At 39.7% G+C, this 11,631-nt stretch carries 12 protein-coding genes; 7 read left to right on the forward strand and 5 right to left on the reverse strand.

Going from position 1 to position 11,631, the window contains the following annotated elements; translation table 11 throughout:
- Positions 1–416 precede the first annotated feature (416 nt).
- The 3 genes from ORQ98_RS06875 (at position 417) to ORQ98_RS06885 (ending at position 1,744) form a co-directional block, all read left to right on the forward strand.
- Complete coding sequence (locus ORQ98_RS06875) at positions 417–692, forward strand: HU family DNA-binding protein (protein ID WP_180566423.1); 276 nt, start codon at positions 417–419, stop codon at positions 690–692.
- 39 nt (positions 693–731) lie between these two features.
- Positions 732–1,115, forward strand: a complete 384-nt coding sequence (locus tag ORQ98_RS06880) for an SCP2 sterol-binding domain-containing protein (protein ID WP_274688051.1) — start codon at positions 732–734, stop codon at positions 1,113–1,115.
- A 110-nt stretch (positions 1,116–1,225) separates the two neighbouring features.
- Complete coding sequence (locus tag ORQ98_RS06885; RefSeq protein WP_274688052.1) at positions 1,226–1,744, forward strand: hypothetical protein; 519 nt, start codon at positions 1,226–1,228, stop codon at positions 1,742–1,744.
- An 11-nt stretch (positions 1,745–1,755) separates the two neighbouring features.
- Here ORQ98_RS06885 and ORQ98_RS06890 read toward each other — a convergent pair whose 3' ends face one another.
- Positions 1,756–3,138: an HDOD domain-containing protein gene (locus ORQ98_RS06890; RefSeq protein WP_274688053.1), complete on the reverse strand. Its 1,383-nt coding sequence runs from the start codon at positions 3,136–3,138 to the stop codon at positions 1,756–1,758.
- 212 nt (positions 3,139–3,350) lie between these two features.
- Between ORQ98_RS06890 and ORQ98_RS06895 the strand changes: the two genes are divergently transcribed.
- Positions 3,351–3,605, forward strand: coding sequence for a hypothetical protein (locus ORQ98_RS06895; RefSeq protein ID WP_274688054.1), 255 nt, complete (start codon positions 3,351–3,353; stop codon positions 3,603–3,605).
- A 3-nt stretch (positions 3,606–3,608) separates the two neighbouring features.
- Here the strand turns inward: ORQ98_RS06895 and ORQ98_RS06900 are convergent, their stop codons facing one another.
- Positions 3,609–3,815 carry a FitA-like ribbon-helix-helix domain-containing protein gene (locus tag ORQ98_RS06900; RefSeq protein WP_274688055.1) on the reverse strand — a complete coding sequence of 69 codons (207 nt, stop codon included), beginning with the start codon at positions 3,813–3,815 and terminating at the stop codon, positions 3,609–3,611.
- Between the two features lie 982 nt (positions 3,816–4,797).
- Here ORQ98_RS06900 and ORQ98_RS06905 point away from each other — a divergent pair.
- Both ORQ98_RS06905 and ORQ98_RS06910 read left to right on the forward strand, forming a co-directional pair.
- Entirely contained in the window at positions 4,798–5,289 is a 492-nt protein-coding gene (locus ORQ98_RS06905) for a pilin (RefSeq protein ID WP_274688056.1), read from the forward strand.
- A gap of 235 nt (positions 5,290–5,524) precedes the next feature.
- The gene (locus tag ORQ98_RS06910) at positions 5,525–8,041 is read left to right on the forward strand and encodes an esterase-like activity of phytase family protein (protein WP_274688057.1); all 2,517 of its coding nucleotides are present in this window, start codon (positions 5,525–5,527) and stop codon (positions 8,039–8,041) included.
- Positions 8,042–8,105: 64 nt separating this feature from the next.
- On the opposite strand, the gene ORQ98_RS06915 is transcribed toward ORQ98_RS06910, so the two are convergent.
- Entirely contained in the window at positions 8,106–8,918 is an 813-nt protein-coding gene (locus ORQ98_RS06915; RefSeq protein ID WP_274688058.1) for a Fic family protein, read from the reverse strand.
- A gap of 297 nt (positions 8,919–9,215) precedes the next feature.
- Here ORQ98_RS06915 and ORQ98_RS06920 point away from each other — a divergent pair, with 297 nt between their 5' ends.
- Entirely contained in the window at positions 9,216–10,073 is an 858-nt protein-coding gene (locus ORQ98_RS06920; protein ID WP_274688059.1) for a hypothetical protein, read from the forward strand.
- Here ORQ98_RS06920 and ORQ98_RS06925 read toward each other — a convergent pair.
- Entirely contained in the window at positions 10,040–10,735 is a 696-nt protein-coding gene (locus ORQ98_RS06925; protein WP_274688060.1) for an alpha/beta hydrolase, read from the reverse strand. The two genes, ORQ98_RS06920 and ORQ98_RS06925, sit on opposite strands and share 34 nt — an antisense overlap.
- A gap of 121 nt (positions 10,736–10,856) precedes the next feature.
- Positions 10,857–11,414 carry an HD domain-containing protein gene (locus ORQ98_RS06930; protein WP_274688061.1) on the reverse strand — a complete coding sequence of 186 codons (558 nt, stop codon included), beginning with the start codon at positions 11,412–11,414 and terminating at the stop codon, positions 10,857–10,859.
- Positions 11,415–11,631 lie beyond the last annotated feature (217 nt).

Genomic DNA, 11,631 nt, shown 5'->3' on the forward strand with positions numbered 1-11,631 from the left:
CTTATTTGAAAAAATTTGCTAGGGTGAACGTTTGTTTAAACTTCATCAATAATCAACAGCTATCAAAAATTGAAAAAATAAGTAGTAAAGTAAGTGATAACTGTAAATATAGCTTAAAAAATAAATATAAGAAACACAGAGTTTTAATCGATACGCAATAAATAAGAAATAAAAACAATTGGTGTATAAGTAAAACACCTTTCTGACTGATCAGACATATTAAAAGGCAGTTGCAGGCTATTATTGCGCAACTAATTCTGATAATCAGTAAGCCTAATAAGTAACAGTCTGTTCTAGGATCTGTTTCCATTTGCCTGAAATATCGCTTAACAGCAATTTTCATACAAATAGCAGCAGGCCTAAACTTGTACTTTTCTTCAACGTGCACTGAATAACTATTGAGTTAGGGGGGAACCATGCGCAAACCAGATCTTGTTGCCGCAATAGCTGATAAAGCAGATTTAACTAAAGAGCAGGCAGGTCAGGTATTAACATCCATTCTTGATGAAATTACCCATGCCCTTAATCGACAAGATAAAGTAACGCTTATTGGGTTTGGTACTTTTGAGCAACGTCACCGTGGTGCCAGAACAGGAAAAAATCCACAAACAGGTGAAACGATAGAAATTAAAGCCAGTAATACGGTTGCATTTAAGCCAGGTAAAGCGTTTAAGGATGTGGTTAATGGATAACTAACCTGGGTGGTCTTATAACCAGCCATAGGAGTGGCTATGAAATTTAGGTTACTGCTCTGGATGATGGGTTTTTTGATGGCTAGAGCTAGTAAAAAAGAACAAAAAATGCGAGAAAAAATAGCTGACAAACAGCTTAGCTTTCAAATTAAAACCCGTGATGGTCATGTTGCCAGGCATTTTATTGTAAGTAATGGCTTAATTAAGAGTCATGCAGGAGAATGCGAAACACCAGCTTTTACCCTGGAGTTTGCTGATCCCAATACAGGTTTTACTACATTTACTGCTGCAAATGCCCAAGAGGCATTTATGAAGGCAATTCAAAAACAAACCTTGAGAATTACTGGAGATACCAAGGAAGTGATGTGGTTTCAAGGGTTAACTAAATACTGGATGCCGAAGGGTAAAAAGAAGCAGTCCTAGGTGGCTAGAAAGTGAGATTTTCAGGCTAAGCTGTGACAGGCTCAGCGGGTAATGCTGGCCTGTTGTTTTAAGATGAAGTCAAATTAGCGGTTGGTATTTTTTACGACACGATGACTTCATTGCCAAAACTCATCATAGCCCTGGTGTTGGTGGTTTGTATCAGCTTGGTCAGCTTTCCCTACTTGATGTATTGGTATGGTTTGCTGCAGTTGCCTGAGCTTCCAAAGCCTGTGGCAACTAAATCTTTATCTGCTCCAGCTAAGGCAAGTGTTTGGCGACACTATAATGGCAAAGGGCAAGCCCATGTTAAGCCTTTTGGCCCTTACGATTATTTAGAAATTTTAACCTGTATTGCCAACATCCCCAGTACAGATGAAAAGCCAGTTGTAATCTCCAGCTGTTATCAGCAGTTTCCTGGGTTTGAGCATGTTATGAGCCTGGTTGAACAGTCGATGGGAAAGCCTTTGAAGAAAAATGCAAATGCCAGAGCTTCCAAGTCGAGCCAAGTGCAAGGGCAAGAATGGCTTAAATTGAATGATATCAGGCAAATTATTATGTTTTCTTCCCAAGCAATTTGGATTAGCCAAAACTGGACCACTGACCAAATTCTGGCTGCTTTAAAAAAATAGAGTTACAAAGGCTAACCTAGAGAATTAAAAGACTTATACAAATTTTCAACGGCTTCACTTTTCTCAATTAAGTTACTGATAGCCTCTTCAGCCTCGCCTGGGGTTAACGATAGGGTTTCGTACATGTTCTCAGGTATTGGTTCATCCATCCCTTCACCAATCCCATGTCGACACAATAATTGTGTGGCAATATAAAGCAAGTAGGCATACTCAGCATGCTGAGACACATATTCAATATCATTCTGATAGCGAATAGCCTTGGCTACTTCATCAGGCATGTCCCATATTTGCATCAACCAACCGCCAATTTGATCTCGCGAAACTCCCAGTACATGTCGTTCAATATCCACATAGCTGACATGAGGGTTAGCTTCACGATACCGGTTAATCAGCTCTAAATGTGGCGGAAATACAAAGGACAGCACCAAGTACCCAAAGTTATGTAACAACCCAGCTAAGTAAGCTAACCCTAGTTCTGGCCGCTGTTTGGGAGGAATTTTTCGAACCATCGCCTCAACCCCCAATGAACAGTAAGCGGCTTGTTTCCAATAGGGGGTGAACCCTTCGGGCTCATTTTTGGGGGGAGTTAAGGTTTTACCAAGTGATAAGCCAATAGCTAGATTAATAACCAGGTCAAAGCCAAGCACTCTAATTACGGCATCTTCAATCGAGCGAATTTTCCCGGGAGCTGCATAATAAGGTGAAGCTGCCCAGCTGACTACCTGTGCGGCTAAGCTTGGGTCTTTTTCCACCACCTCAATTAAATGGCGGATATCAGCGTTAGGATCTACTCGTAGCTGAATGATTTTCTGTGCGGTTTCTGGCAAGGGCGGAATCTCAATAGTCTGCTCCAAGCGTTGTTTGATTCTTAGGGAAGTAAAATTTTCAACCGCGTTGGTTATATCCTGTACATCATCTTCAGCTTTAGGAAAGCGCTGATGGATTTCACTGAGTGGTAGCGTAATGTCCAAATAGGTTGCAGTGCCAGTGATACGCTTGAACTCATCGCTTTTAACCCGGATATATTGATGCTGGGTACCTGAGTCAATATAAATAGTTTCATGTTTTAGCAAGCTGTTTTCAACTAAGGTTGGTAAACCTGTTAGCTGGGGAATAGCGGGTAATGCTTGCAGACCATGGTTGCTGTAAAGCTTTTGCATATTTCGATATGACGTCGCTACTAACTTACGCCCTAGCTTTTCATTCATCTTTTCCAGGTCAATCATATGGTCACGAGGACAGATAATCTGCAGCTGTCCAGCATCATCTTCTAATACAACAGAAACAGCAGTAGCACTTTTGGGAGGATGCTCATGGTTATCACTAACACTGGAAAGCCGGTAACGAATTTGCTCGTTATCCAAGATTTGCTGCACCTGTTGCGGAATAGCCATGTTTGATCCTCTTGCTAGGTAGTGATCTCCAGTAACATAAGTGTAGACGGGTATAAGATTTGGGTAGGCTTAGTCAGTGATCAACCTTCCAGCTTATTTAAAGAGCTGGTGTCGTTCGCATAGGCGCTGCTGGCTCATCCCAGCAGCAGTCTATTTAGTGAATTGGCATGTGCTAAACTTAAAGAAGTTGCGCCGCTAAGGAGGTAGTCGCGATGATGCTGAAAACACTGGCCACAATGATCTTATTATTTGGCATATTGGCATTATTCCAAGGAGCATCATGGGGACTGCCGATCATCTTAGTCTCTCTGGTTATATTTCAAACCGCAGGCGAAATAGGCGATAAATTTAATAATCTGCCCAAATACAACCTGGCCAAACTAAAAGGTGCTTGGGTACAACAGCCCACTAAATCAAATCCCAAACGGCAGAAAAGAAGAGCTACTAGACCTGTTCATGCGCATTGATGATTAGCACCCAAAATCCTCATCCTTCCCAATATTTGGCATGGAAGCTAAAAACTCAACAAAACATTTTTTCTGAGGCTCAGCTGGTTTTAAAGCTGCTTCTAAAATTCTTCGATGCTCAATTTTTGGACTGGTGCCGTTTTGCTCTGCTACGCCTTCGAGGGCTTCTACTATTTCTTCATCAATTTCATGAATTACTAAAGCAGCCATTAATCACCACCTGTGTATTTCAATTAGGTAATAGTAACAGTCTTAGACTAATTGGTTAATTCCCACTTACAAAAACTGAACAGCGACTAAAAACCAGCTAAAAAATAATCAAAAACATACTGAGGTGAGTATTAAACAGTCAGATAGGATGATTGTGCCGTATTTTTATACAACAAAAAATGTACAACTTAAGTAGAATGAATGATAGCTAGTTCATATTTGCTTTAAGAAATGCTTCAACAAATTGCAAAGAGTGAGTTAATTAATGCATAATAAATGTCACGTGTTGTATAAATGATGGTCAGTTGTAGGACAGCTCGACACTATCCTTTTGTCGGAAAACAATTGCACTAGTAAACTGTGAACTATTCTACATTTTCTGTCGTGTATTTCAACATGTTAGTGGTATAGGGGTAAATAGTGGTATCAGCCTTCAATGTCATTTATTTTCTGGTAATGCGCTTTTTTGCTGACATAGGGCGCTATGCCTAAAACAAGCAACACAGCTAGAGAGTCAATGAAAAAGAAGCTGTTATCTTATCTTGAGCATATACCACTCAGGTATTGAATAAGTTAAATAAGCACTAGGTGATTATAAATAAAGCAAAATTAACACAAGCTGATGGGCTAACAGGTTTTTGTTTATATCTTTGAAAGTGTTTGAGTGGCGAACGATGCTCTGAGCTCCCTCTCTCTCTGGGAGAGAGTTGGGGTGAGGGTAAAATGTCTATTTAGCTGGCAGGAAATATATTTTCACTAGCAAAGCTAGTCCCCCTCATCCTAACCTTCTCCCCCTTGTGGGAGAAGGAACTTGTTGTAAGCAGCATGCGAAATCATCAACTACAAAAGATGTACAAAACACACAGTTAATTTTGCAAATAAAAATCACCCAAAAACGCTTATTAATTATTCAATCCGTTAAAGTGCCTAAAAACACTTATAAAAAAGATGTTGGTTGTTTATTAAACGGAGTGAGACTCAAATGAAAAAACAGCAAAGCGGTTTTACGCTGATTGAATTAATGATTGTAGTGGCGATTATTGGGGTGCTAGCGAGTGTAGCTTTACCTGCTTATCAGAAGTATACAGCTAAGTCGCAAGTTGCTAGTACTTTAGCTACATTGTCTGCCTCTAGAGCAATTATTGAGACATATATTGCTGAAAAAGGTACGTTTCCTACAGCGGCAGAAATACAAGACCCTAAGAAGTTGGGTATAACATTCAATAAGGATTTAGTTGGACCTGCTACGAATGTTACGGTTAGTGGAACTAATGCAGCTACTCTAGCAGGGACTTTAGAGGTTACTTTGAATGGAAGTGGCATAACTAAGGGTGTTAAAGGTAAGAAAATTAGTTATAAAAGGGATGTAGATGGTTTTTGGTCTTGTGAAGTTGAAAAAAGTATAGATGAGTTTGGTGCAACTCCTAAGGGTTGTAAGCCACCAGAGGAAGCAGCAGAGGAAGAAACAGAGTAAAATAACTAGCTTCCCTTAGGATATAGCTTAAGGGAAGCTATAGTCTGTAATTTAAATTGTGTAACTGCTCATTCCTGTAATTTTCTCTAAACTGGTAGTTTTTGCTTTTGTATCTATCTTTTAGATTTTCTACCAGTTGCTTTCCATTCTCTCTTCCACGATGCTAATTCCTGTCATCAAGGATTCACACTAGTTGCTTATTTTAGCAACAAATTTAGGAAGGGATGTGTAAGCAATGACTTATCTAAAATACTCGACTCTCGTTTTATCTACAGCTTTGGGTTTGGTTGCCTGCCAACAGCCAACGCACTTTACAGCTAATGCAGAAACTAATACTCAAACCAGCCCTATTACTCAGCCAACTCTGGTGGGGTTTGCTAAGTTGCCGGCTGATAGCTTTGCTGATGGGCTGGTTTCTGGTGGTCGGCTGGGTAGTAATAATATCAATGGTCAGCAGTTGCCGTTTAAAAAACAGCCTGTTCAGGGCTTTTCGGCAGTATTAAAGGAAAAGGATGGGCGTTTATTAGCGCTTTCCGATAATGGCTATGGCACTTTAGAAACTTCAGCCGATTATTTATTGCGCTTGTATACTTTAAAGCCAGATTATAAAACTCAAACAGGCAAAGGCTCTGGCAAAGTGAAGGTGGAAGGGTTTATTAGTTTAAAAGACCCTAATAAACAAGTACCGTTTGCTATTGTTAATCAATTTACTGAAGAGCGTTTATTAACCGGTGCAGATTTTGATGTGGAATCTGTGCAGCGTGCACCAGATGGTTCGTTGTGGATTGGTGATGAGTTTGGACCATTTTTACTCCATTTTGATAAAGACGGCATATTACTAGAGCCGCCTTATCGTTTACCGAATTTTGCCAGCGATTTAACTAATAAAGCGAAATATTTAAACTCCCCTCAAAACCCTTATCTAGAAGAAGGTAGCGCAGTACGGGTGATGAATGCGGTGGCTCAACATGCTAAACAACAGGGTGCTCAGTTTCGGCCAGTATTTTCTCCTTACCATGTCATGTTGCAGGACAACAACCCTAAAGTTACTCACTATGCCCGTGATAAGGACACACCTGAAGAGTTAAAGTTGGCGGCGAGTGGTGTGTTTGATGTGTCGTCTGTGCAAAAAGCAGGTTATCCAGTGGTAACCTGGACAGTAAACGACAAGCCCCGGATGTTAGAACTAATGAAGCTAGAGGTGGATGGTATTATCTCTGATCGGCCTGACTTATTATTACAAGCGGTCCAAGAGTTTGATGCTAATAATGATGGTAAGCCAGGTGATTTTTTAACTAGAGAAGGCTTGATTGATAGCAGTAAGTTTGATGCCCAAGGTCATCGTGGCGGGCGTAATTTACGACCAGAAAATACTTTACCTGCTATGGAAGTGGCGCTTGATAATTTAATGACCACACTGGAAACTGATACAGGCATTACTAAAGATGGCCAGTTAATGCTTAATCATGATCCTTATATTGAAGCAGGTAAGTGTCGCCGTAAGGATGGCTCAGCTTATACGGAAGATAATCAAGCATTAATAAAAGACTTAACAGCTAAGCAAATACAACAACAGTTTATTTGTGATAAAACCTTTCGTGGTGACAGCCAGCAAAGCAACCCTGCACTGTCTCCTGTCACAGAGGCATTTGTAAAAGTACAACATTTACCTAGCGTCTATGTAATGCCAACATTGCAACAGCTATTTGATTTTGTAACATTCTATCAAGACTATTATACCAGTGGCCCTGGTAAATACCATCCAAAAGCGGTTAAACGGCGTAAAGTAGCAGCAACAGCACGGTTTAATATCGAAACTAAAATAAATCCTCGCAGTGACAAAGATAAACATGGCAACGTTTATAAAGACCGTACAGTAGACGCTAAAACTTTTGCAAGTAAATTAGCTCAGTTAATCAAAACAAATAACTTAGTTGAACAGGTGGATATTCAAAGCTTTGACTTTAATACTTTATTAGAAGTACAGAAAAATTACCCAGGTATTCGTACGGTTTATTTAATAGGCGATTTCCCGACTATAGGGCCTGATGCTGATGATGGCACTAATTTGCAGGATGAAAATGGCAAAAACACTCCTTGGTTAGCAGGCTTGTATTGGCCATACCGCAATACTGCCCTGGTAGATGGTATCAGTATAAAGCGCAGTGGAGGGTTTGAAGGGCTTGCCATTTCTAAGGATGGCAAACGTTTATTGGCAATGCTGGAATTGCCGGTATTAAGTCAGAATAATAAAAAACTAGCTAATAGCAAAAATAGAAATTTAATAATAAGCGAATTTGATTTGTTGACTAAACAATTCACTGGTAAACAATACTATTACCCCATGGATAAACAAGGTACAGCCATTGGTGCTTTTAAAATGATTAATAATAATCAAGGGTTAGTAGTAGAAAGGGATGGTAGCCAAGGCGATTTAAATGGCTATAAAAAAGTCCATTTAATTACGCTTAAAGCAAATGGTCAGGTTGAAAAACAAGAGCTGGTAGACTTGCTTACTATTGCAGACCCACATAACCTAGCCATGGGCGAAACCGGTGATGTAGGCATCGGCAATAACCAGTTTGCCTTCCCTTTCGAAACGATTGAAAACATAGTTATTCTGGATAAAAACCATATTGCCTTGCTGAATGATAATAATTATCCATTTAGTATTGGTCGACATGTAACCACCAATAAACCGGATGATAATGAGATCATTGTTATTCGATTGCCAGAGGGATTGAAGGAGTAAACTGTTTATTTTTACTGTGCTAAAAGTCTGGATTGATAAAGGGAAATATCAATCCAGATAGCATTTAATCACGGGCATCCCGCTTTTCCTGCTGATTCTTAGCATTAGTAATTAAATCCAATGTGGTTTGATAGCTCTTTTTGCAAAAATCAATAAACGGTTTTAGCTGTTTTTCATCTGGCCATAGCCCGGTGTTTTTATCTAAGGTACCTATTTCAAGCTGGTATGCTGCTAGATTTTCTATATATTCTTTTCTATTTTTAGAATCAATTACCATTGGCGCATGGCCGGATTTCAATAAGGGTAAATTTGCCAGTAATCTGGCTATTCGGCCATTACCGTCCCAAAATGGGTGGACATGAACAAACCCCATATGAATTTTTGCATAGGCTTCAATTGCGGTATCTAAAGATAGACTTTCACTGTTGTACTGATTGACTGCTATTAACCATTGGTTCATCAGTGATGGAACATCACTGGGAAAAGCATATTCAATAAATGTTTGCTTACCTTCTTTATCCACTGCATAGGTGCCATTGGGTTCTACTTTCCAGGCGCCATGTGGTTTATAAATATCACTCACTATTTCTGTTTGCACAGCTTTATGCAGGTTGAATAAATCTTGTTCAGTAACAGGTTTGTCCAATAAGTGGTAGAGGATTTCGATGGCTTTGGCGTGGCCAATCACTTCCTGGTGATCTTTGATTGGTTTACCTGATACGGTTAAACCTTCTTCAATGACAAATTTGGTCTCCCCTAGAGTTAGGGTATTACCTTCCAATGCAGTAGATGTATGAGTCCACAGATCTCGCAGTTGTTTGAGCAGGTTCTCTTGAAGGTCTCTATCAAGCCCCTGTAGAAAAGCGAATGATCTCATTGCACAGGTTTTCCTATAAAGCAAATTAAGTAAGCCTAATCAATTATACAGCCTATTATGTTCAACCCCTAATAGAGTGAAGTTTGTATCGTCCATTGTCTTATGCTGACGAACTTATAACCAATTTGTGTTATAACTAACCTCTACCCTTCGCGAATGGCTCTTAGGGTTTGTTGTCGTCGCTCTTCACCCCAATCATTTATAAAAGCATAAACTCATGGGGCTGCATCGCTCGACGGCCTCCCCTAAAAGACATTCACTTTGGCTAGATAGAGGTGTAAGAGGGTTGGGAAGGATATGAAGGCTCGTTGGAAGTGTTTGATTAGTTTGTTAGTGATCCTAATGTGTGTTGGCTCCTGGTTTACTTGGGTGGATGAGGAGGCGTCAGAGCTGACTGATCAGCAATTGAAACAGGCGGCGGTGACGTTTGCGACTGCGCGTTTACTTAATGGGGTGATCTCGGTTATTCAAGGCACAGAGGTGTCTATTCAACCAGTAGGGGTGGGGGTAACGATTACTGCTGGAGAAATTTTAGATCCAGTTAATGATTTAGTTGAACGATTTTCTTGGGTAATGTTGACCAGTACTACGTCGTTAGGTATTCAGAAACTCATTAATGAATTAATTGCAACGGGTTTAATGAGTATATTATTGGCAGTCAGTGCGGTTTTTTATCTTTTTGCATTATGGTTTATCAAAGATATTGGCCTCAAGTGGTGGCTGGTGAGTGCCAAATTATTTGCCTGTTTATTTGTACTACGTTATGCAGTGGTGTTAATGGTACTATTTAATCAGGCACTGTATTTAGGCTTTTTTGCAGCAGAGCAGCAAGCTGCTACCGATCGCTTGCAAGACACAACAGAGCAAATTGAAGCTTATCATCAAGCGCAGCAACAGGCTTTACAAGCTCAACCAGAATCATTTTGGGAAAAGTTGAAAAATAATATGGATCAGCTTACAGCCCAACTTAATCCTGTTGAGAAAATGAAACAATTAAAAGCGATTTCTGAACAAGCGCTTGAGGATATTATTAAACTAATAGCCAGTTTTATACTACAGACAATTTTATTGCCACTGTTGTTTTTGTGGATGATTGTTAAGATGTTAAAACTGATATCAAGTTATTCTCCCGTAAAGGCTTCTCCAGTTCCCTGACAGGTAATGATTTTATACACAATCTCTGCGCACTTTTCTGGATTGGTTTGTAGTAAAAAATGGGTGCCTTTAATTGGGTAACAGATGCTTTTATTAAACAGCTGACTTAATTGGTGAATAGCTTTATTACTAACTAATAGGTCAGATGTTGGCTTTAAATAGTGACAATTGCTTAGCTCCGACGTGATGTTTAACTGTTTGATTTGGGTAAATCGCGATGCTATTACTTTTGCGTCAACTTGCTTAATAGCGTGACTTAGCTTTGTCTTGGTGGTATCTGAACAGCTTTTATGAAGTAATACAGATATAACTAGTTTTCTTAGTAAATGTGTCTTTTGTAGACAAAGCCAGCTGAACTGAACTAATTTTGCAGGCATTAGCTTTAATAGAAAAAAAGGAGGTGTTAAAAAAGAGGCAACCAAAACCAGTCCATTGACCTTTTCTGGATGCTGTTGGGCAAGTTGATAGGCAAGATGCCCCCCAAATGACTCACCAATTAACCAAACAGGCTTATCCTGTTGTTGTAAAACAGAATCTAATTGATTCAGGAGTTCTGGTTGGGTCAATACCTGAGCTGTTGGGTAGTTAAGAATAGTTAGATGAACATTTTGGTTTGCCAAGTATTGTTGAAACTCATCATATAGAAGACCTGTTCCATCCATGCCAGGGATGAGGATGCAATGCTCTATAGCTGAATTAGATATGACTATATCCTTATATAAAAGTGGCTTCTAAACATTCCCGGTTGTTGGGAGTACAGTAAATTTGTATTTTTTACAGTTTTTAATAATCTTTGTAAAGATCGCCAAACACTTTGTAAAGTTCTCGTTCACATTGCTCAAGCACGGTAGTTGCACGTATATACAAGGTGTTGTCGCCTTCTTTTAATAAAGGCAATAGCAATGCTTTTTCAGGAACATATGATTTGGCAAATTCAGGAGCTAATTGTACAACACTACTTAAGTTATCAATCATATCTGCTAGTTTGATGGTTTTTCCCTTTGGTGAAGCTTGAGCAAAGTGGTCGCGATCAAGCGCTTTTTTCAAAACCTTGTCGCCTGCAACATCACCACTGATCTTGCTGACTTCATAAACCAGCTGGGTAATGTCTTCTCCAAATTGATTGCGTAAATCAGAGAGGGTAACAGGAGTGCCTTCAACAACGTCATGTAGCCAGGCAGCGGCAATCAATACTACCTCATCGGTCACTTCAGCAACGAGTTTTGCAACTGCTTCTGGATGAACGATATAAGGATCGTCTGTGAAGCGGCGACGTTGATTAATGCTTGCATGGGCTTCTGTAGCAAATATTCGAGCCTGTTCGATGAGTGCTAAAACCATAGCCTTACCTGTTACTACAATGGTTACAACAAATATACCCTTCAAGAATGACTTCTAGCTTTTGTTATGACCACCATGGATGGCGGGAATGCAGTTAATGCAGGAGCATTTAACTGTCACCCCAATCACCTATTATTTATAGGCTTATGGGGCCTCGTCACTTGATGGCCTCACCTACAAACCATTCTTATTAGGTATAAATGACTAATTACTGAAT

It is taken from the genome of Spartinivicinus poritis (genome assembly GCF_028858535.1).
GTDB classification, from domain to species: domain Bacteria; phylum Pseudomonadota; class Gammaproteobacteria; order Pseudomonadales; family Zooshikellaceae; genus Spartinivicinus; species Spartinivicinus poritis.